16 protein-coding genes and 1 tRNA gene are annotated in these 21,226 nt (G+C 44.1%); 9 read left to right on the forward strand and 8 right to left on the reverse strand.

The window, feature by feature from the left end:
• Window positions 1-12 precede the first annotated feature (12 nt).
• The 3 genes from ABDW02_RS11935 (at window position 13) to ABDW02_RS11945 (ending at window position 4,410) form a co-directional block, all read left to right on the forward strand.
• The gene (locus ABDW02_RS11935; protein ID WP_343634785.1) at window positions 13-2,271 is read left to right on the forward strand and encodes an OmpA family protein; all 2,259 of its coding nucleotides are present in this window, start codon (window positions 13-15) and stop codon (window positions 2,269-2,271) included.
• Between the two features lie 296 nt (window positions 2,272-2,567).
• Window positions 2,568-2,654: transfer RNA gene (locus ABDW02_RS11940), tRNA-Ser, on the forward strand.
• A 232-nt stretch (window positions 2,655-2,886) separates the two neighbouring features.
• On the forward strand, window positions 2,887-4,410 hold the full coding sequence (locus tag ABDW02_RS11945; protein ID WP_343634786.1) for a T9SS type A sorting domain-containing protein: 1,524 nt from the start codon (window positions 2,887-2,889) through the stop codon (window positions 4,408-4,410).
• A gap of 88 nt (window positions 4,411-4,498) precedes the next feature.
• On the opposite strand, the gene ABDW02_RS11950 is transcribed toward ABDW02_RS11945, so the two are convergent.
• From ABDW02_RS11950 to ABDW02_RS11965, 4 genes are all read right to left on the reverse strand, one after another.
• On the reverse strand, window positions 4,499-5,527 hold the full coding sequence (locus ABDW02_RS11950; protein ID WP_343634787.1) for an asparaginase: 1,029 nt from the start codon (window positions 5,525-5,527) through the stop codon (window positions 4,499-4,501).
• A gap of 74 nt (window positions 5,528-5,601) precedes the next feature.
• Window positions 5,602-6,756, reverse strand: coding sequence for a transglutaminase domain-containing protein (locus ABDW02_RS11955; RefSeq protein ID WP_343634788.1), 1,155 nt, complete (start codon window positions 6,754-6,756; stop codon window positions 5,602-5,604).
• A 103-nt stretch (window positions 6,757-6,859) separates the two neighbouring features.
• Window positions 6,860-7,624: a TatD family hydrolase gene (locus ABDW02_RS11960; protein WP_343634789.1), complete on the reverse strand. Its 765-nt coding sequence runs from the start codon at window positions 7,622-7,624 to the stop codon at window positions 6,860-6,862.
• A gap of 134 nt (window positions 7,625-7,758) precedes the next feature.
• Entirely contained in the window at window positions 7,759-8,175 is a 417-nt protein-coding gene (locus ABDW02_RS11965; RefSeq protein ID WP_343634790.1) for a BrxA/BrxB family bacilliredoxin, read from the reverse strand.
• Between the two features lie 185 nt (window positions 8,176-8,360).
• On the opposite strand from ABDW02_RS11965, the gene ABDW02_RS11970 reads away from it, so the two are divergent.
• The 3 genes from ABDW02_RS11970 to ABDW02_RS11980 all read left to right on the forward strand — a co-directional run bounded on the left by ABDW02_RS11970 (window position 8,361) and on the right by ABDW02_RS11980 (window position 13,521).
• Window positions 8,361-8,540 (forward strand): hypothetical protein, encoded by a 180-nt coding sequence (locus ABDW02_RS11970; RefSeq protein ID WP_343634791.1) that lies wholly within the window; start codon window positions 8,361-8,363, stop codon window positions 8,538-8,540.
• A gap of 138 nt (window positions 8,541-8,678) precedes the next feature.
• Window positions 8,679-9,344, forward strand: coding sequence for a 2-C-methyl-D-erythritol 4-phosphate cytidylyltransferase (locus ABDW02_RS11975; RefSeq protein WP_343634792.1), 666 nt, complete (start codon window positions 8,679-8,681; stop codon window positions 9,342-9,344).
• Window positions 9,345-9,579: 235 nt separating this feature from the next.
• Window positions 9,580-13,521, forward strand: coding sequence for a choice-of-anchor I family protein (locus ABDW02_RS11980; RefSeq protein WP_343634793.1), 3,942 nt, complete (start codon window positions 9,580-9,582; stop codon window positions 13,519-13,521).
• A gap of 151 nt (window positions 13,522-13,672) precedes the next feature.
• Here the strand turns inward: ABDW02_RS11980 and ABDW02_RS11985 are convergent, their stop codons facing one another.
• From ABDW02_RS11985 to ABDW02_RS12000, 4 genes are all read right to left on the reverse strand, one after another.
• Window positions 13,673-14,581 (reverse strand): cation diffusion facilitator family transporter, encoded by a 909-nt coding sequence (locus tag ABDW02_RS11985; RefSeq protein WP_343634794.1) that lies wholly within the window; start codon window positions 14,579-14,581, stop codon window positions 13,673-13,675.
• A gap of 91 nt (window positions 14,582-14,672) precedes the next feature.
• Complete coding sequence (locus tag ABDW02_RS11990; RefSeq protein WP_343634795.1) at window positions 14,673-15,755, reverse strand: acyl-CoA desaturase; 1,083 nt, start codon at window positions 15,753-15,755, stop codon at window positions 14,673-14,675.
• Between the two features lie 120 nt (window positions 15,756-15,875).
• A complete protein-coding gene (pth, locus tag ABDW02_RS11995; RefSeq protein WP_343634796.1) occupies window positions 15,876-16,439 on the reverse strand; it encodes an aminoacyl-tRNA hydrolase in 564 nt (187 codons plus the stop codon).
• Between the two features lie 92 nt (window positions 16,440-16,531).
• The gene (locus tag ABDW02_RS12000) at window positions 16,532-17,491 is read right to left on the reverse strand and encodes a hypothetical protein (protein WP_343634797.1); all 960 of its coding nucleotides are present in this window, start codon (window positions 17,489-17,491) and stop codon (window positions 16,532-16,534) included.
• A gap of 114 nt (window positions 17,492-17,605) precedes the next feature.
• Here ABDW02_RS12000 and kdsB point away from each other — a divergent pair, with 114 nt between their 5' ends.
• The 3 genes from kdsB to ABDW02_RS12015 all read left to right on the forward strand — a co-directional run bounded on the left by kdsB (window position 17,606) and on the right by ABDW02_RS12015 (window position 21,220).
• Window positions 17,606-18,340 carry a 3-deoxy-manno-octulosonate cytidylyltransferase gene (kdsB, locus tag ABDW02_RS12005; protein ID WP_343634798.1) on the forward strand — a complete coding sequence of 245 codons (735 nt, stop codon included), beginning with the start codon at window positions 17,606-17,608 and terminating at the stop codon, window positions 18,338-18,340.
• A gap of 25 nt (window positions 18,341-18,365) precedes the next feature.
• Window positions 18,366-20,246, forward strand: a complete 1,881-nt coding sequence (locus ABDW02_RS12010) for a hypothetical protein (protein ID WP_343634799.1) — start codon at window positions 18,366-18,368, stop codon at window positions 20,244-20,246.
• Window positions 20,247-20,338: 92 nt separating this feature from the next.
• Entirely contained in the window at window positions 20,339-21,220 is an 882-nt protein-coding gene (locus tag ABDW02_RS12015; RefSeq protein WP_343634800.1) for a Fic family protein, read from the forward strand.
• Window positions 21,221-21,226 lie beyond the last annotated feature (6 nt).

The following is a 21,226-nucleotide window of genomic DNA, read 5'->3' on the forward strand; positions in this document are numbered from 1 at the left end:
AAAGACACAAACATGAAAACGATATTATTAGCAATCATTTGCAGTGTTTCATTATCGGTATTCGGACAATCGGGGAAACTGAAAAAAGCAGACAGCTATTTCAACCGTTTATCCTATGCCTATGCTGCAGAATTATACGAAGAACTGATCGGTTCGGAAGTGGACAGCCCTCAGCTGAAAAGCAAACTCGCTTACAGTTACCTGAAGATGGACAATTACACCAAATCGGTTGAAAACTACGGCAAAATGATCGAATCTTCCGAAGCCAAACCGGATGATTATTACAATTATGCTTATGTACTGAAACAGACCGGAAACTATTCCGAAAGCGACAAGTGGATGAACAAGTACAGCAATGCTGCACAGGCAGATTTGAGAAGCCAGCTGTTTTTAGGAAACACCGGTTACAAATCCAAAATCGAGAAGACCGCTCCGTTCTTCAGCCTGACAAACCTGGAGCTGAACACCGGAGTTGCGGACTTTGGAGGTTACTACAATCCTTCGCAGAACCGGATGTACTTTATTACGGCACGCAAGAAACGGGTATTCGTGAAAAAAGAGTGGTCGTGGAATGCCAACCGGTTTTTGGATTTGTATTCCGCAACGGTCAGCACCGATAACAAGTTGGGATCTCCCAAACGCGTTTCGAAAGTAAATACCAAATTTCACGAAGGTCCGCTTGCTTTTTCACCCGACGGAAAGACCGTTTACTTTACACGGAATAATATTTCTTCCGGTAAGAAGCGCCGCGACGGACAGAAGATCCAGAACCTGAAACTGTACATGGCCAAAGTGGATGAGAACGGGAAATGGACGGAGGAAAAAGAATTTCCTTACAACTCGAAAGATTACTCGGTGGGTCATCCCGCGCTTACCGCCGACGGTAAAACGATGTACTTCGTTTCCGACAAACCGGGAGGAATGGGTGGTGCGGATATTTACAAAGCGGCTGTTCTGGAAAACGGGACATTCGGTGAGATGATCAATCTGGGGAACAAAATCAACACGGAAGGACAGGAAATGTTCCCGTTTATTGATCAGGAAGAGCGTTTGTTCTTTTCAACAGACGGGCATCCCGGGTTGGGAGGATTGGATGTATTTGTTGCTTTTATGGAAAACGGCAAAATCGGGAAAATCCATTCTTTGGGTGTTCCTGTCAACAGCCAGTTCGACGATTTTGCCTTCAACTCATCGAAAGACCTGAAAACAGGTTTTCTTTCTTCGAACCGCACAGGCGGAAAAGGTGGTGACGATATTTATGCCGTACAGCTGATCCGGCCGATTACTTTCGGAGTAACCATCCAGGGAACAGCAAAGGATAAAAAGGGTGAAATCGTTCCGAATGCAAAGATCGACCTGAAAGACGACAAAGGAACGGTAATCGGAACAGTTACTGCAGATGAAAACGGTTCTTATTCCTTCGAAGCAGAATACGAGAAGAACTATGCTTTGGCGGGTTCAAAAACTAATTATTTCGACGGGAAGAATACCACAAACACCTTTACCAATGAGCAGGTTGTCATTGCGGACGTGATCCTCGAAAAAGATCCGGGCTTGTCTTTGTATGCATTGATCACAGACAAGAAAACCGGGAAGCCATTGGAAAATGTATCCGTTTACCTGGTTGACAATATGACCAACAAGTCGAAAAAGATCACAACTCCTGCATCCGGAGACTTCCGTGAAGCACTTTTCGGAAAGAAACTCAACGATCGCGGAAGCTACAACCTGGTGCTGCAAAAAGAAGGATACTTTTCCAAAACGGTTACTTACAACACTTTGTTCGACAAACCGGGGCAATACGACATTCATGCAATCCTTGACCTGGGCCTGGACCCGGAAGTGAAGGACTTGTCGGAAATGGTACAAATCAACCCGATCAACTTCGACTTGAACAAGTACGTGATTCGTCCGGATGCCGCTAAAGAACTGGATAAGATCGTGGAAGTCATGAATAAATACCCGAACATGGTGGTAGAATTGGGTTCACACACCGATTGTCGTGCTTCCAAGTCTTACAACATGAAATTGTCTGACAGCCGGGCCAAAGCTTCTGCCGAGTATATTAAGAAGAAAATTACCAATCCGGCACGCATCTACGGAAAAGGGTATGGTGAGTCGCGCTTGCTGAACAATTGTGCCTGCGAAGGGCCTGTTAAATCCGACTGTCCGGAAGAAGAACACCAGAAAAACCGCAGAACCGAGTTCAAAGTCATTTCTACCGGCGACGACAAATTGAAAGTAAATAACACCAGCACCGATAATTTCTAATAACAGAGCAAGAAACAGAATGAGAATGATCCGTAATAGCCATCGGCTTTTATTTCTAATACCCAATTAACGCTTAGGTCAGAGTGAATAGTGGTTAGGTTAGAAAGGCTGTCTGAGTAAATCGGGCAGCCTTTGTTTTTGGGTAATGATCAGCATATTGTTCTAATATTTAGCACTTATCTTGCGGATTTAAAGAAAAAGTGTATTTTTGCACTCCACAATTATAGAGAGGTGTCCCCGACTGCTAACGTCGGGATTGAAGGAGCTAAATTTCTTTCTTATCTTTCGAAACAACTAGAGAGGTGTCCGAGTGGTTGAAGGAGCTACCCTGGAAAGGTAGTATACGGGTAACTGTATCGAGAGTTCGAATCTCTTCCTCTCTGCATGAATTATCCCGCTTAACGGCGGGATTTTTATTTTTATAGCGATAAGAGTTTTTCTCTTAATCGGTAGAAAATGAACTAATGCAATCATTCGCAAAGGATTAAGCACGTTGTGAAGCCAATCTTTATTGGTTCGTAATCCCTTCCTCTCTGCAAAGCCAGGAAAAATCTCTGTTTTGTAGCCTTTCACAGTCCAAAAATTCTGTTATCTTTAGTATAAAACCCGATTACTATGAAGATAAAATACTCCGTATTCCTTGCAGCAATTCTTTTAACTAACGCGTATTGTTCCGCTACCGAATGGTATGTCGGAGCTACAAGAACCTATACTTTGCCCAGCCAGGTGAGAAACCTGGTGGCTGATAATGACACGGTTTACCTGGACGGCGGGGTTTATTTGAACGATGCCACCAAATGGACCAAAAAGAATTTGAAGTTTATCGGGTTGGGGACCGGAAGTAACCGGAGTATACTGCGTTATTCAGGAGATATTTCCAACGGAAAGGGAATTTTCGTTTTTGAATCGGCCGGTATTTCCGACAATCCTTATATTGAAAACATCGTGTTTGACGGAGCACAGGTTTCGGACGCAGATGGCGGGAATGGTGCCGGGATCCGGTTCCAGGCAAACAATATTACGATCGTCAACTGCCGCTTTGTCAATTGCCAGAACGGAATCCTGGAAGGCAACGGAAGCGTTACTACCAGTAATGTCACCATACTCAATTCGGAATTTGAGAACAATGGCTACCAGCTCCAAAATGATCCTACGCATTCGGGTTACGAACATCACATTTACATTGGTGCAAGTACGGATACGCTGTTGGTACAAAACTGTTATTTCCATCATCCGAGAGGGCAGGCTAATTCGATCAAGACGAGAGCGCAGAGAAGCTACATTCTTTACAACCTGATTGATGAAGGAACAACGGGTTACGGAAGCTGGGAATTGAACATCGCCCAGGGAGGTATGAATGTAATCATGGGGAATATTTTTATCCAGGGACCGGCCGGAGCCAATCACGGAATAATCGGATATGACGCGGTCACCAATCCGCTGGAAGACTTTTACTTCGTAAACAATACGGTCATTAATCAGTTTCCGGGGAACATCAAATTCTTCAATACTGTTCCGGCTTCCGGGATAAACACGTTCAAAATTTACAACAACATTTTTGCATCGGTTCCAGGAGCGAGTAATACGTTCTTCAGCGGAAATACACCGGCTTCCCTCGATTCTGCCGGAAACGTACTATCTACTGATTACACCACCTTCGGATTTACAAATGCTGCCACAAACGATTATTCACTGACTTCCGGCGCAACAGCTGCTATCGATCATGGAGTCAATGCAGGTTCTACAGCTATGGCTTATCCGTTGATCCCGGTCTATCAGTATCAATCACATACTTCCGCTTTAGTTCCAAGAAATCCTTCGGGAAGTTCAATAGATATCGGAGCTTATGAATTCGAATTCCCATCCACTGCGGGAATTGATCCGGAATTTTTATCAGAAGAAATCAAGGTTTATCCAAATCCGTCAACGGGTATTTTTCACCTGGATTTTGCTCAGCTGACCGGTGAAGCAGGGAACCTGGAAGTTTACGATGCGCTGGGTAAACTGGTCCTCTCAAGTACCGCTGTCAATTGGTCTTCCGACTACCAGCTGGATTTATCAGTATCACCGAATGGCGTTTACCTATTGAAGGTGAATGATGGAGTAAAACTTATCCGTAAAACACTGGTGATTCGTTGAGATGCATCCGGGGATGTAATTTTAGCATTGCATAGTCTTCCGAAAAAACGTCTCCAAAATACAGATAGACATCCATCTATTTGCCCGGTCAGAGTGTGACTTCCCCGCAAACCGACCGTTTCAAAATTGCTTTTGCAATGTCTGTATTTCCGGCGCTTTTTCCTAAAGCGTACATCGTTTTGGTTACCGCTGCTTCTGTTGTAAGGTCGAAACCGGAAAGCACGCCGTTCTTTTCGAAAAAGGAACTGGTTTCGTATTTTCCCTGCTCTACCCTGCCCGTGGAACACTGAGTAATGTTGAGCACGATTCCGCCTTTTTGCAGGTAATTCAACAGCAATTCGTGGAATTTTGCATCGGAAGGGGCATTCCCTGAACCGTAGGTTTCCAGGATGATCGCTTTGGTTTTATTAGCATCGAACAAAGATTCGTAGATGTTCCAATTGATCCCCGGGAAAAACTTGATCAAAGCCACAGAAGGATCAAAATCGGTAAACAGCTCCAATCCTTTGGAGGATGCAACCGTTTCGCCCGTATAATCGATGTGGACTCCGGCAACAGCCAGCGGACGCAGATTCGGGGAGCGGAATGCTTCAAAGGAAGAAGCCGAAACTTTGGAGGTTCGGTTCCCGCGATAGAGTGAATATTCGAAATAGATCGCCACTTCGCGGATGCGCGGAATTCCCTTTTCGTCTGTTGCTGCAGCGATTTCAATGGCTGTTATGAGGTTTTCCTTCCCGTCCGTGCGAATCGTTCCGATGGGCAATTGTGAACCGGTGAAGATGACCGGTTTTTCCAGTCCCTGGAGCATAAAACTCAAGGCAGATGCTGAAAAAGCCATCGTGTCCGAACCATGCAGGATCACAAAACCGTCGAAGTCATGGTATTTGCTGTAAACCAATTCGGCCATTTCTTTCCACCAAAGCGGGTTCATTTCGGATGAATCGATCGGGTGCGGAAAGGCATGCGTGGTGAGTTGTACGTTCAAACGCGCCAGTTCGGGAATGTGCTTATACACGTCACCAAAATCAAAGGCTGTCAGTGATCCAGTCAACGGATCGTTCACCATTCCGATGGTTCCCCCGGTGTAAATCACCAATACTTGCGGCGTTGTACTCATATTGCTCGAATTAGTCGCGACAAAGTTCACTGAAAATACCGAAAAAGCAAGTATCCGGGAAGAAGATTATTCAGCTATCTGGTCGTTTCGGTCTTTGGCAATACCCAAAAAGATTTCGGGTTATTGGTGACATAGTTTGTATAGGTGAAATTCACTCCTTTGGCCTTACGTTCCGATTTCTGCGGACTTTGGTTCAGACCGTCGAGTGGTACCAGTTCCAGGTAAACGGCATTTCCTCCTTCGACCTGGGTTTCGTAGTTGTATTCGCTTGAAACAGGGCATTCCAGGCGATACAGGTTCTTTGCCATGTAAAAATGAAGGTATTCTTCGGCCCAAACATACTCTTCGTTATTCCAATTGGCATCCGGGTTCAGAATGAGGGTCCGGCCATCGATAAGTCGCTGTCTGACTTCTTCAATACTTAAAAGTGTGCCTTTTTCATCCATGACATATGCATTGTTGGTCGGATCCATATACACCCACTTTTTCAGCCAGTCGGAATAAACCATGTTGATCACATGGCAATCGTCAAATTGCAGGTCTTTCGGCATACAGGTAATGTAGCGTGATTTGAATCCCATTGCCAGGTAACATTCATTCAGTGAAATGGCCAGTCCGCGACAATTTAATCCGCGTGAGCCGTCGCTGCAAGCCATGATCATGTCGTCTGCATTTTTGCTTTCGGGATTGCCGTGCTGTCCGTCGTGCGCAACCGTATTATGCATCCAGTGCATCAGGTTAATGATTTGATTCAGTTCTCCGGCGTCTCCCGCAATGGAATCCAGGTTGTATTTTTTACGTAGTGCCCGCAAATGAACATTGCTTGAATCCTGGTAAGTGAACTCCGGAACGGTTCTCAAATCCGAAGTATTGTATTTGGCGGCTTTCTTCAGGGTTCCGATATGGTCCGGGATTTCCTCGAACCTCACACGCGTCAGGCAAGTATCTTTATGCTGGTAAATCACCAGGAAATCGCAAACAGGATGTTTTTTATCCACTTTGATGTAAATGGAATCAACATCTGTAATAAACTGGATTTTTTCATCCCAAACTACCGTGCTGTCGGGTTTCAAATGGGGTGCAATGGTCCAGGTTCGAAGAGTTATTGCAGGATCGCTCGGAAATTTCATCCGGAAAGACTTCACATTGGTATGAAGTACTTTTAGCTTTTTCTGGGCAAACGAAGAAACGCCTAAAAGCAGGAAGGAAAGGATTAAGATTGAACGCATACGAATTCATTAAGAAGAATTCGAAGATAAAATCTTTTCCGGAAGAAATCATTGGAAAATTGGGACATCAGACAATTTGACAACCGGATGTCAATTCTCCCATTTACGGATGAAACAACTCCATCGCATTCAGGGTCGTGATCTCTTTCAGGGAATTCAAAGGCAAATCCAGGATTTCTGCGATCTTTTCTGCCGTGTGAACTACATAGGCACTTTCATTGCGTTTTCCGCGGAAAGGAGTCGGCGCGAGGTAAGGTGCATCTGTTTCCAGGAGCAATTTTTCCAGTGGAATGTGCTTCAGCGTTTCAGGAAGGTCCGACTTTTTGTAAGTCACCACTCCACCGATCCCGAACAGGAATCCCTGGTAACCGAGGATTTTTTGTACGTCTTGTTCATTCCCGGTAAAGCAATGGAAAATACCGCGTAAACGTTCATCATTCTCCTTGTCGAGTACTTCGTAAATTTCAGGGAAAGAATCGCGTGCATGGATCACAATGGGAACCTGAAGTTCTTTTGCCCAATTGATTTGCGTGCGGAAAGCTTCCTTTTGCTCTTCCACGAAGGTTTTGTCCCAGTAAAGGTCAATTCCGATCTCGCCCACTGCCACATAGGGCCTTTTTTCCAGGAAGAGTTTCATTTTTGCCAGCACCAATTCCCAATCCGCGTCTACGGAACAAGGATGCAATCCCATCATGGCAAAACAGTTTTCCGGGAATTGTTGTTCCAGTGCGTGCATTCCTTCTATCGAGTTCAGGTCGATGTTGGGCATGTACATGCGTTCCACTCCGGCCGCAATAGCGCGCCGGATCATAGCCGTACGATCTTCGTTGAACTGTTCGGAATAAAGATGTGTGTGCGTATCTATCATCATTGGATATTAGAACTTCAAGATCCAGGATATTAGGACTTTTAGATTTTTAATTAAAATAAAAAGACTTCAGAACCCCTTGACCAACGAGTCATTCAGTCCTGAAGTCTTAAAATCCTAAAGCCTTAAAGTCCTTAACAAAATTCTTCGTAAGCTGCTTCCAGGTTCTCAGCGATCATAGCTGCAGTTACTCCTTCAATGTTGTGTCTTTCCAGGAAATGAACCAGTTTTCCATCCTTAAACAACGCTACAGACGGTGAAGACGGAGGGAACGGTAAAAAGTACTTACGTGCCTGCTGAGTTGCTTCGGTATCAACACCTGCAAAAACAGTCAATAAATGATCCGGTTTTTTCCCGGCAATTTCCAAAGATTTTTTCACTCCCGGTCTTAAATTTCCTGCCGCACATCCGCAAACAGAATTTACTACTACCAGGGCAACACCTTTGCTGGTTGGAATTGTTGCATCTACTTCTGATGCGGATACGAGTTGTTGAAAGCCCACACGTGTAAGGTCTTCCTTCATTGGTTGTACGAGTTCTGGTGGGTACATAATTTTTAAATTTTAATGTCGCAAAGTTACGGATTCTTCTTGCTTTGGGAAACAAAAACCAGGTTCATTTTTCGCCAATTAAGTTTAAAACGATTCTAAATGATGAAATATTGAATTTTTTTCAGCGAAATCGGAAGTTATCAACAAATTATTTATTTACTTTGTCGCAACAAAAAACAGAAAAGATGAATAATTTTTGGTGGACACTCGGAAAAATCCTAAATGGTGCATGGTTCTATGACAACATCGGTGATATCTTTAATTATTCTGTAATCATTTTAGGTTTCTTCGGATTGTTCTACTGGTTGAGATGGCAGAAAAAATTCAACGATCAGGCTGCAAAAGATCCGAACCAGATCAAGTAATCAGTTATTATAAATATAAAAGTAGGGCCGTAAAATTTTACGGCCCTACTTTTTTGTGGCACTTGAGGTAGGGACGCGACGCATCGCGTCCCTATAAATCGAAACCCATCACAAACCACATTTCATTATATTTATACCATGCTCACATTCATTATTACCGCCGGGGGAATTGGAAAACGCATGGGAGGCTCAATTCCGAAGCAATTTTTGTTGCTGAACGACAAACCCATCCTGATGCACACCATCGAACAGCTGCATGCCTTTGATCCTGCCGCGGAACTGATCGTAACACTCCCTCCGGATTACCTGAAGGATTGGGATGAAATGTGCGGGAAATATGCGTTTACTATTCCACACGAAATTATTCCGGGCGGTGATGAGCGTTTTGATTCGATCAAAAATGCATTGCAAAAGGCTTCCGGAGAATGGATCGCTGTTCACGACGGTGTTCGCCCGTTTATCAGCAAAGCGGTTTTAAAGCAATTGCTTGCTGAAGTTAAGAGCCACCGTGCCGTGATCCCGGTGATCCCGGTGAAAGAAACACTGCGCATTGCAGATGGTGAAACGAACGCAACCGTAAGCCGTGATCACTACCGCATTGTTCAGACACCGCAGGTTTTCGAAGCAAAACTCATTCAAAAAGCATACGAACAAAAATACGCGACCAGTTTCACAGACGATGCCAGCGTGGTAGAAGCAATCGGTGCGCGGGTGCATTTGATCCCGGGAAATGAGGAAAATATCAAGATCACCACTCCGCTGGATTTAAGCCTGGCAGCACTTATATTAAAAAATTGGAAATAACCCAAAATCAGTAGGCGCGCGATTAATCGCGCGCCTACTGATTTTAACCATACTAAATCGATTGTTTTAAGAAATCATCAAGCGCATTTAAAAAAATCCGTCCGGATTCCGTGTTTCCATTCATTTTAACTTCACAAACTTCATTTTTCACCAACACAATCTTACCGTAAAAGTCATTCAATTTCTCCCTTTTGATTATATGCTGTGGTGAACTTTGCCGAAAGTTTATACAGCAATGAAAAAAATGGTACTCTTTATCGGGACGGTTTTTATGAGCATTTCCAGTTTTGCTCAAAATCCGGGACTCGTAATCTCAGAATTCTATATCAACCCTCCTTCAAATGACAATAATCTGGAATGGGTGGAATTGAAAGCCACGAAAAACATCGATTTTTCTCTTACTCCTTATACTGTTGTTGTTAACAACAATGGAACCGCAACTGCCAGCGGTTGGATCGCCGGAGGAACCGTTAGCTATGGTTTCCAGATCAATACCGGAACGGTTGCTGCTGGCGATGTGGTTTATGTAGGAGGAAACGGAATGGCCGTAACCGGAACAAAAATCAGGATCATTGATGTAACCACAACTCCGGGAGACGGATTTGGAAACGCAGGCGGAACAGCAGGTGTTTTTGGTAACGGAGGTGGAAACGCTGACGGAATTGCAGTATTTAACGTTCCTGTAGCAAGCATTACCAACGCTACCGTACCGGTAGATGCTGTTTTCTACGGAACGGCTATCGGAAGTGCATTTGTAACGACAACAACGGGATATGAACTTCCGGTAAACGATTTGTATTCCGGAGGAAAATTGCAAACCAACAGTTTCTTTACGGCTGACCCGGGGGCTTCTACCGGAAAAGCAACAGGTACTTATAACACACTAACCAACACTTGGTCTACAGGTCGTACCTGGACAACACAAACTTTTGCGGACGATAACGCAAGTAGTATTTCTTTGTCAACTGCTCCTCCTGCAGCGGGAACATTTACGTTTTCTGCTGTTACACAAAACTTTGCTGAGAACGCGGGAACTGTAACCGTAGGAATCAATTCAGCAGCATCCAATACACTTCCTGCAAAAGTGATTTTGAGCTATTCTGTTTACACCGATGCTACGGAAACTGCAGACTTTACTTTGGCTGAGGATACGATCGTCATCCCCGCAAGTTTTAACGGAGTTACCAATGTTGGTTTAACAATCGTAGACGACGTACTTGCTGAAAGAACAGAGAAAGTGATTTTGAAAATGAGTTCATTGGAAAATGCAACCATCGGTTCCAACTCTTTCCAGATCATTTACATCAAAGACAACGATTACCAGAATCCTGCTCCGAACAACGAACTGAAATTAAACCTGCTTACCAGCTTCTCTAACGGTGCAGAAGGAACAAACTCCGCAGAAATCGTTGCATTTGATCCCACAACAGATAAATTATACATAGCAAACTCCGTAGGTGCAAAAGTGGATATCGTAGATTTTGCGAATCCTGCAACTCCTGTTTTGTTGAACTCTATTTCAATAACACCTTATGGAAATATCAACTCATTGACGGTTCACAACGGAGTAGTTGCCTGTGCAGTAGAAAACACCAATCCGCAGGCAAACGGGAATATTGTTTTCCTGGATCAGAACGGAACTTTGATCTCCCAGGTTCCCGTAGGAGCAATGCCGGACATGATCACATTCAATAACGATTATACAAAAGTGCTGGTAGCTTGTGAAGGCGAGCCGAAAACAGATTATTCGGTTGACCCGGAAGGTTCCATCGGAATTGTAGACATTACGGGTGGTTATGCTACGCTGACTGCTGCAAACGTAACCATGGTGAATTTCCAGTCATTCAACGGACAGGAAACCGCTTTGCGTTCACAGGGAATCCGCATCTTCGGGCCAGGAAGCTCCGCAGCACAGGATTTCGAACCGGAATACATTACGATCTCAGAAGACAATACTACGGCTTTCGTTTCTTTACAGGAAAACAATGCCATGGCGGTGATCGATATCGCTGCGGGAACTGTTAGCGCTATTCGTCCTTTGGGAACTATGAATTACGCAAACGGGAACAACGGGTTGGATGCTTCTGACCAGACTGCGGGAATTTTCATCGGTTCAGCACCGGTAAAAGGCTTATTCATGCCGGATGCTTTGGCACATGCTTCTATTTCCGGAACAGAATACATTTTCTCTGCAAACGAAGGAGACGCACGTGAATACACTGCTTTCTCAGAAATTGCGCGTTTGTCTGCAACCTCCCTGGATGCTTCCATTCCTGATCAAAATATCCTGAAGCATGCTCAGTTCATGGGCCGTATCAACGTTACCAAAACAAGCGGTGACACAGACGGCGACGGAGATATCGATGATATCCACGTTTTCGGAACACGTTCGTTCTCTATCTGGAATGCGCAAACCGGTGCTTTGGTTTTCGACTCTAAAGACTTACTGGAGCAGATCACAGCTACTCATCCTGCTATTGCCGGATTATTCAATGCAAGCAACAGTGCAGGAGCAGCGGTATCTAAAAACCGTTCGGATGACAAAGGTCCGGAACCGGAAGGTGTTGCAACCGCTGTGATCAACGGGAACAACTATTTGTTTGTTTCCCTGGAACGAGTTGGTGGAGTAATGATCTTCAATGTGGATGTTCCAAGTGCCCCGGTTTACGTAGGTTACTACAACAACCGCTCAGCAGCTTCCAATGGTCCGGACCGTGGTGCAGAAGGAATTATCATCATCAAAAAAGAAGACTCACCTACAGGAAACGATATCGTGATCCTTGCCAATGAGGTAAGCTCCACACTTTCTATTTTCGACATCAATACCTGCGTGGACCTTGCAGGCGCAACAATCACAGTTCCTACGGATTCTATTTGTGCGGGTGACCTGGTTACTTTGACAATTCCGGGGAATGCTCAAAGTACGGTTCAATGGTTGAAAGATGACCAGGTAATCGCGGGTGAAACAGGAAATTCACTGGATGTTACGGAAACAGGAAATTACCGCGTATATGTTTCGAATACCACTCACGCCTGTGCGGATACTACTTTGCCGGAAACGATCAACGTATTGACATTACCAACTATCGCTGCAGGAGCAGACCTTGTAATCTGTACCGGTGATACTGTGAACCTGCATGCTACAACTTCCGGAACAATTGCGTGGAACAACAGCGTACAGGACAGCGTTGATTTCTTCCCGACTTCCACGATGGATTACATCGCAACTGCCACAGATGCTTACGGATGTGAGAATTCAGATACCTTGACTGTTCTTGTAAATACGCTTCCTGTGGTTGATGCCGGTTCCGATCAAACTGTTTGTACCGGAACTTCCATTACATTGACAGCAACAGGTGCTTCAACCCTGGTTTGGAACAATGGAATCACAAACGGAATGGCGTTCAACGCAACAACTGCAGGTGCCTATATTGTTTCCGGAACAGATACAAACGGATGCGTTGGAACGGACACGCTTATACTGACATTGAATGCCTTACCAACTGTAGATGCAGGTGCCGACCAATCTGTTTGTACGGGAACTTCTGTTACCTTCACTGCAACAGGTGCATCAACATTGGCCTGGAACAACGGCGTTATAAACGGAGCTCCATTCAATGCCACAACAGCAGGATCATACATTGTTACCGGAACGGATGCAAACGGATGTGTGAACACGGATACATTGGAATTGACTTTGTTTGTCTTGCCTAACATCAACCTGGGTGCTGATATGACCGTATGTGCCAATCATTTCCCGGTAACCGTGAACGGTCCGGCAGGATACACCACTTATAGCTGGAACAACGGTACAATGACCCAAAACACAACAGCTACACAAGGCGGATCTTACATTCTGACTGTTACGAACAGCAACGGTTGTCAGGATATGGATACGATCGTCATCGTTTCTGACCCATGTTTAGGGCTGAATGAAAACACGGTTTTCGAATACACGGTTTATCCAAATCCTGCTTCTCAGACGGTTTTCGTAGAAACAAATGTACCGAACACAGAAGCGGTGGTTTACGGAGCTAACGGACAGGTATTGTTCACACAGCAAAATACTGCTGCAACCTTTACTTTAAACGTAGCTGATCTGGCTGACGGTATGTATTGGCTGAAAGTTTCTTCCACGGAGGGAACTGCGACGAAACAATTGTTGATCAAGAGATAAATAACCTACATATACACTACGCTGGAAAACCCTGGTGCCCTTTTGGTGTCAGGGTTTTTTGCTTATATCACCCTCCTCAGTCCTCCCTCCAGGGAGGAAGCTCAATTCTCCCCTCGAGGGGAGATCAAGAGGGGTGGTATGCAGATCGCTATCAGGAAGAACAACTTCCATTTTCACAAGCTTTCCGTTCGGTTTCGAAAGTCACGTGCCGGATGTTCTGATGTTCGAGTAAATGGCGCAATTCGTGCTTGATTTTTGCTTCTTCTTCACAGGTTACGGATTCTTCCAGCACCAAATGAGCCGTCATGGCGTTTTCGGTGGAACTCAAAGGCCAGATGTGCACGTGATGAACTTCTCTTACGCCTTTTGCCTGTTGAACCAGAGCCACTATTTCTTCGAGGTGAATTGCACTCGGAACACCGTCTAAAGACAAGCGCAGGCTTTCCTTCATCAACTTCCAGGTACCGAACAATATAATTGCCGCAATAATCAAACTGAAAACCGAATCCAGCCAGTACAAACCGGTGTAGTAAATGACGATACCGCCAACCACCAATCCTGCCGAAACCAACGCATCTGCGAGCAAATGCAGGTAAGCACTTTTCACATTGATGTCTTTCTCTTTGTTGCGCAGGAAGAATAAGGCTGTGGAAAAATTGATCACAATCCCGATCCCTGCAATGATGGAAACGGTTAGTCCCGGAATTTCCTGCGGATGAAAGATCCGGTCTATCGAACCGTAAACAATTGCCCCGATGGTCAGAACCAAAAGCATGGAATTAAATAAAGCCACTAGAATGGAAGTCTTGCGGTAACCGTAAGTATATTGACTGGTCGATTTGACTTTCATGAGTTTGAAAGCCAGCAGCGAAAGGGCCAAAGTTCCAACATCCGCCAGGTTGTGCCCGGCATCCGAAAGTACGGAAAGCGAATCAATTACAATACCTACAATGGCTTCGATGACCACAAACGCCAAATTGAGTATGATCCCGACAACAAAAGCGGTATTGACTTTCGTCAGTACAACTTCGTGATGATGATGTGCATGATCATGTCCCATGCTTAAAGATAAGAAATTCGCAGAATCGGATTGTTCAAAACGAAGTAGGGCCGGAAAATTTTCCGGCCCTACTGTTTCTATTTGAAAGATTTTAAGCTCTTCCCAATTGTTTCAATAATCTCAAATGGTTGAAGATCGCTCCCCAAAAAGTCGTGTGGTAGTTGTACTGAATACCGTATTCCTGTGCCGTTTTTTTAACGATCTTGGAAATTTTCGGATAATGAATATGCGAAATATCCGGGAATAAATGGTGTTCGATCTGGTAGTTCAATCCACCTACGTACCAGGTCAATAACGGGTTCCAGTTCTCGAAATTCGCTGTGGTCATCATCTGGTGTTTTGCCCAGGAAACCTCGTCGTTCTTTTCAGTATACCCGTCTTTGGTCATGAATTCTGTTTGAGGCATTACGTGTGCTACCTGGAAAACAAATGCCAAAATTAATCCGCAAATAAAATGCATCACGAAGAAACCTATGAGCACCTGCCACCAACTTACATCCATCACAAGTAATGGAATAGCGATGATATATACGTAATAAAGCAACTTGGAAAAGATCAATTGGATCAACGCTTTTCTGAATGTCTTGTTCTGTGCCTGAAGCAAGCCTTCTTTGCTGTAACGGCTCAATTGCATGAAATCTTTATTGGTCATCCATGCCAAGGTCATAAATCCGTAGAAGAACCACGCGTAATAAACCTGGAAACGGTGTACTTTCTTACGCGGTACATTTGGTGAAAAACGAAGTAACCCGATCGAATCGATGTCTTCATCCATGTCGTGTACGTTCGTAAAGCTGTGGTGTAATACGTTGTGCTGAATGCGCCAGTTCAAGTTGGAACCCCCAAGGATTTCCATGGAGAAACTCATGATTTTATTCAGCCATTTGTATTTGGAAAATGCTCCGTGATTGGCGTCGTGCATGATCGATAGTCCGATTCCTGCCATTCCCACACCCATGACCATCGTCATGAAGAACATCAGCCAATGATTTTCGATCACTCCGAAAACCATTAAAAAATAAGGAAGTAAAAACAAGGAGAACATCAATGGAACTTTCAGGAGAATGCGCCAGTTTCCATAACGCTTCAGGTTATTTCTTTTAAGGTATTCATCTACTTGTTGGGAGAGCTTTTTTGTAAAGTCGTCACTTCTTGTGAGTCGTATGTATTGCATAGTTTTTTGTACAAATGGTATTTATTTGCACACACAAAGGTAGAGATAGTTTCAATTCGAAAAAATACTTTACAGAGATTTAACACCTTGAAAACACACAATGGCTTGATAATCAAATAACTATTTACCGTTCCAATTTGTCATAGTCAATTGAATTCCTATAGCGGCAAAACTCTTCAAAAACTCGGCTGCAACAGCGATCCGTTCGTTGAGTGTTTCCCGTTCTTCGGCAGTCCATTCACCCAATACATAATCGACCTGCTGGCCTTTGTGAAAATCAGCCCCAACGCCAAAGCGAAGGCGGCAGTATTCGGTTGTATTCAAAGTCGCCTGGATGTCTTTCAATCCGTTGTGTCCGCCATCAGACCCTTTTCCTTTCATGCGCAATTTCCCGAATGGAAGTGCCAGGTCATCGGTTACTACCACCAGGTTTTCCCTGGGAATTTTCTCCTGCTGCAGGTAGTAATTGACCGCTTTCCCGGAAAGGTTCATGTAGGTTGTAGGCTTCACCAAAAAAAGTGTTCTTCCTTTGAATTTCACCTCCGCTACCTCGGCAGTTTTTTGAAGCGAAAAAGTTCCGCCCAATTCCTTCGCCAAAGCTTCCACCACTTTAAAACCAATGTTATGGCGTGTTTCTTCGTATTTCGAACCCGGGTTTCCTAAACCGACAAATAGATATTTCATGGTGTAAAGATAATTCCGAATTGCGAATGCTGAATGGCCAACGACAGTTTTAACTGAAACTCATACACACTGTCACGATCGGGCAACAACCCCTATTTGAAAGTATAACTGGTAGTACTCACTTTTTTGATCTTCTCTTCGCCGAAGGAAATACTGATGGTCCTGCTTGTCTGAATGGACGGCATCCAGCCGCTGCTCAATTGCATTTGCAGTTTCTCCGTATTCTCAAAATCAATTTTCATATCATCAACTTTGAGTTCCTTACTCCCACCGGGAGCAAATACATCAAAAAACGTTTTCATGTAACGCTTCAATTCATCCTGGTTCGGTTTATAACGGATTGCGATGGTGGCAAGGTCCTTCGTCTTATTAACGGACTGAAGGGTGATCTTTCCGGATCCTTTCACAACAATATCCATCAAACACGGAAGCTCCACATCTACATCCAACGGTTTATTCAAACTAAGTTCCATTCCGTAATTCCCGTGGATTGCCATAATATCGCCCAGGTAAAGTACTTCGATGTTTTCGGGTTTGGCAAATTCATCCAGTAACTCATCCAACATTTTGATCACCGGTTTTGCTGCCTCAGCACCCCGGTTGTTTATGATTTGTTGCTTGAATTCCTCAGACTTCTTTTTAAAGTCCCGCTGCAAATCAGCAGTATTGAGAATCTTTTGAAAAGCCCCGAATTCATCCGTCTGATAACGGATCGGTGCACTTGCCTGGAAGGAATTCATCAATTCCTGTAATTGCGGATCATATCCTTCTACGGAAGACTTGAGGTATTTCATTTCCAGGACATAGCTGTGCTCGGTACTATCCAGCACCCTTAATTCGAGATCGTAGGAGTTGGCCGACTCTTTTGCAGGTTGTGAACTGTTTGTTTTGGTGGTCAGTTCTGATTGTTCGACCTGGTAAGCTATTTTATCCCCGATGTTCCAATATCCGATAGTGGTTACTTTGGTGGAAGAAACCAGGTTTGGATGCTCCTGGGAAAAGAGATTGCATGCGAGGATTAAACAGGTGATTGCGGAAGATATCTTTTTCATGACGCAAAATTAGGAAAAAGCACGAAAACAATTTTTGATTGACAGCCGGGCCGGAAAATTTTCAGGGCCTGCGTTGTTGTTTCCCACATTCCCTTAACTTTGGAACAAAAACCTATGCGCATTCTCGGCATCATTCCTGCTCGTTACGGCTCTTCCCGCTTTCCGGGGAAACCGCTCATTGACCTGAAAGGAAAAACAATGATCCGGCGCGTAGTGGAAGGAGCAGCAAAGTCTTCTCTCTTGACAGACCTGGTTGTGGCAACGGATGATGAACGAATCGTGCAGGAAGTTTCGGGTTTCGGAGGAAAGGTGATGCTGACGGATTCCAAACATCCTACAGGAACTGACCGCTGTGCTGAAATCGTACGTAGCCTCGCTGAAAAATACGATGTAGTGATCAATATCCAGGGAGATGAACCTTTGGTGGACGCACGTCAGTTAGACCAGTTATTACAGGCATTTAACGATCCGGATGTGCAGATTGCCACGCTTGCTTCCCGCAAAATCGAAATGGAAGACATCCTGAATCCCAACCGGATCAAAGTGGTGATCGACAAAAACCACCGTGCACTCTATTTTTCCCGCAGCCCGATCCCGAATTTTGCCAACGCGAAGGGCGAACCGCTGGAGATTTACCCGTTCTTACGTCACATCGGATTGTATGCTTACCGTTCGGAGGTTTTGCTTCAATTGAGCGAACTGGCGGAAACGAAACTGGAACAGATCGAATCGCTGGAACAATTGCGCTGGCTGTACAACGGTTATTCCATCCGGGTAGTAGAAACCGCTATAGAAACCCCCAATATAGATACCCCGGAGGACGTCGACAAAGTATTGGCTTTACTCTGAATAAATACCAACTAATCCCAATTTTATGAAACTACTCTTGCAACTACTGCCTTGTACCCTGGCGTTCGGGACATTCGCACAAAAAATGACCTACCAGGCAGATTTGACCAACTGCACAAAGGACCGGATCGCGATTACTTTAAATACAACTTACAAAGGACCAGATACTGCAGTCTTCAACTTCCCGATGACTGTTCCCGGAACTTATGCCGTTTTGGACTACGGACGATTTATCACGCAATTCAAAGCCTTCGATTCGTCCGGAAAAGCATTGAAGGTGAAAAAAAAGGGGAATAACAGCTTTGTAATCGTTCCCGGGAAGGATGTGGCAAAAGTGCAATACCTCGTGGATGATTCCTGGGAGGAAAAGAACGGGAAAACCAAGATTTTTGAGCCGGCAGGAACCGGGTTCGAAGCAGGTAAGTACTTCTACATCAATAACGGCGGACTTTTCGGTTATTTTGGCCTCGAATGGAACAACGAATACGAAATTACTTTCAGGAAGCCCAAAAACCTGCAGGGTTTTACAACACTTGTCCAGCAATCAAAAACGGAAGACCAGGTTACATTCCGGAGCAAGAGTTACCATGAGCTTATTGATAATCCCATTTTATTTACCCACGAAAAGGACGAAAATATCCGTGTGCAGGGAACAGACGTGATCATTGCTTCCTATCACGAAGGAATGGATTCGTCGGCTTATTACATCAAGCATAAGATCGATTCGGCAATGGTTGCCATTGACCGGTTCGTTGGCGGAAAACTGCCGGTAGATAATTACGCCTTTTTGAATTTTGTAAAGGATTACCGCGAATTGGAAGCGGTTTTCAGCGGGGAGAAAAAGATCGGGCTTTTCCAAAAAATCAAATTGGCAAAATCATTAGGTGGCCAGGGATTCGGTGCTTTGGAACACGGGCATTCTTCCTCCTATTTCCTGCCCGATTTCGGTCACAACAGCTACACCGACATGGTCTATGAAACAGGAATTCACGAATTCATGCATATCTATTCGCCTCTGAGCCTCCACAGCCAGTTTATCGGTGAATTCAACTACACGAAACCGATTATGTCGAAACACTTGTGGCTGTATGAAGGAACTACGGAATATTTCTCCGTTCTCGTGTCTATGCAGGGCGGACTGACTTCGGTGAAATCGACCGTTGAAAACAACCTGAAGGGCAAAATCATGAGTGCGTCGGAATACCCGGATAACATGCCTTTTACGGTTATGAGCGCGAACGTATTTGACAAGCCTTACTCCGATCAGTATGCACAGGTATATGAGCGCGGAGCAATTATGGCGATGTTATTGGATATTGAGATCATGCGTCTGACGAAGGGTTCCAAAACCTTGAAAACAGTCATTTTCGAATTATGCGGCAAGTATGGAAGCAACCGTTCTTTCAATGAAGAAACGTTTATCGATGAATTTGTAGCGGCTGTTCACCCGGATCTGAAAGCATTCTTTACGAAGTATGTGGAAGGAACCACTCCACTGGCGATCGAAGAAACTTTTAAAGTTATCGGAATCGACTACGCAAAATCCAAAACGGGAACAGTTCCTTCGCATTTCCTAACCGACAAAAATTGCGGAGTAACAGCAGATAATCGCATCATTAACGGAAAAATTGCTATTAAAAAAGCGGATGCAGCAAACCCTTTCGGATTGCAGGCAAAAGACCAGGTCGATTACAAAGAATTGCAGGCAGTTTACAGAAACGAAGACGGAACTCTTGTCCCGGAAGGAACAATGGTTACCATTCACGTGGAACGAAAAGGAAAACAAGTACCGCTGACTTTCCCGGCCAAATTCCAGGAAGGAATGCTTTACAATACGATAGAGATTATCAGAGACATGACTCTGGAGCAGGAAAAATTATTCAGATTGTGGTCGACAGGGAGATAAATTGAGAATCCCCATAGAGCAACTTTGCGTGAAAAGTTGGTAAAAATCATCTGTTTTCACGTAAAGTTGGTTATCTTTATAAAAAGATAAGGGTGATAAACCAAACAACTATAGACCGATTAAATGATTTGAAAAGGCAGTATTTATTACTTTCTCAAGGTAATGAAAGCTTTCTTAGAGAAATTTCACTTGCTGAAATTCCGGAAATGGTCTATAATTCCAATGCGATCGAAAATTCTACACTGACTTTAGAAGATACGGAAAAAATACTCACAGGGACTGAACTCCCCCGGAAAGTCAATATCCGGGAAGTATTTGAAGCAAAAAATTTAGCACAAATTACCGAAATGCTACTTTCAAAATCACGGCACAAACAGTCGGTTAAATTGATTCTGAACTTGCATAAGATGCTTCTTACAAATATTGATGACAGTATTGCCGGACGTTTCAGAAGTGGAAAAGAGTGGGTTCGGATAGGAAATCATTTAGGTGCTAATCCTTCGTTTGTGAATCAACTAATGCATGAACTTATTGAGCAATACGATGTAACTAAGAACCTCTATTTTTTGGACAAAATAGCTCATTTTCATGCTGAGTTTGAGACCATTCACCCTTTTGTAGATGGAAATGGACGAATGGGGAGAATTCTTATCAATCTTCAGTTGATGAATGCCGGACTTCCTCCGATCATTATTCAAAATAAAAGCAAACACACCGAGTATTATCCGCTATTCAGTACTTATCCTACCACCATGCGGTATGATGGATTCACAAAACTTTTTGCACTTCTTTTGCAGGAATCCTTACACAAAAGGATCACTCAACTTACTGCCAAAAAAATTATTCCACTTTCATTATGGGCTTCCCGAAATGATGTCAAGGCAAATGTTGCTGCTAATAAAGCCAAAAGACAAACTATTCCAGCCTTTCGATTACGTGAAAAATGGATGATCGATTCCGATTTTAAGATGTGATAGACC

The sequence above is a fragment of the Fluviicola sp. genome (assembly GCF_039596395.1).
Lineage (GTDB): Bacteria > Bacteroidota > Bacteroidia > Flavobacteriales_D > Crocinitomicaceae > Fluviicola.

Coding starts and splice junctions, on each gene's coding strand:
- pth (WP_343634796.1), bottom strand. CDS start 16,439: ATGAAATATCTATTTGTCGGTTTAGGAAACCCGGGTTCGAAATACGAA.
- ABDW02_RS11945 (WP_343634786.1), top strand. CDS start 2,887: ATGAAGATAAAATACTCCGTATTCCTTGCAGCAATTCTTTTAACTAAC.
- ABDW02_RS11980 (WP_343634793.1), top strand. CDS start 9,580: ATGAAAAAAATGGTACTCTTTATCGGGACGGTTTTTATGAGCATTTCC.
- ABDW02_RS11960 (WP_343634789.1), bottom strand. CDS start 7,624: ATGATAGATACGCACACACATCTTTATTCCGAACAGTTCAACGAAGAT.
- ABDW02_RS11970 (WP_343634791.1), top strand. CDS start 8,361: ATGAATAATTTTTGGTGGACACTCGGAAAAATCCTAAATGGTGCATGG.
- ABDW02_RS11990 (WP_343634795.1), bottom strand. CDS start 15,755: ATGCAATACATACGACTCACAAGAAGTGACGACTTTACAAAAAAGCTC.
- ABDW02_RS11985 (WP_343634794.1), bottom strand. CDS start 14,581: ATGGGACATGATCATGCACATCATCATCACGAAGTTGTACTGACGAAA.
- ABDW02_RS11965 (WP_343634790.1), bottom strand. CDS start 8,175: ATGTACCCACCAGAACTCGTACAACCAATGAAGGAAGACCTTACACGT.
- ABDW02_RS12010 (WP_343634799.1), top strand. CDS start 18,366: ATGAAACTACTCTTGCAACTACTGCCTTGTACCCTGGCGTTCGGGACA.
- ABDW02_RS11950 (WP_343634787.1), bottom strand. CDS start 5,527: ATGAGTACAACGCCGCAAGTATTGGTGATTTACACCGGGGGAACCATC.
- ABDW02_RS11975 (WP_343634792.1), top strand. CDS start 8,679: ATGCTCACATTCATTATTACCGCCGGGGGAATTGGAAAACGCATGGGA.
- ABDW02_RS11935 (WP_343634785.1), top strand. CDS start 13: ATGAAAACGATATTATTAGCAATCATTTGCAGTGTTTCATTATCGGTA.
- ABDW02_RS11955 (WP_343634788.1), bottom strand. CDS start 6,756: ATGCGTTCAATCTTAATCCTTTCCTTCCTGCTTTTAGGCGTTTCTTCG.
- kdsB (WP_343634798.1), top strand. CDS start 17,606: ATGCGCATTCTCGGCATCATTCCTGCTCGTTACGGCTCTTCCCGCTTT.
- ABDW02_RS12000 (WP_343634797.1), bottom strand. CDS start 17,491: ATGAAAAAGATATCTTCCGCAATCACCTGTTTAATCCTCGCATGCAAT.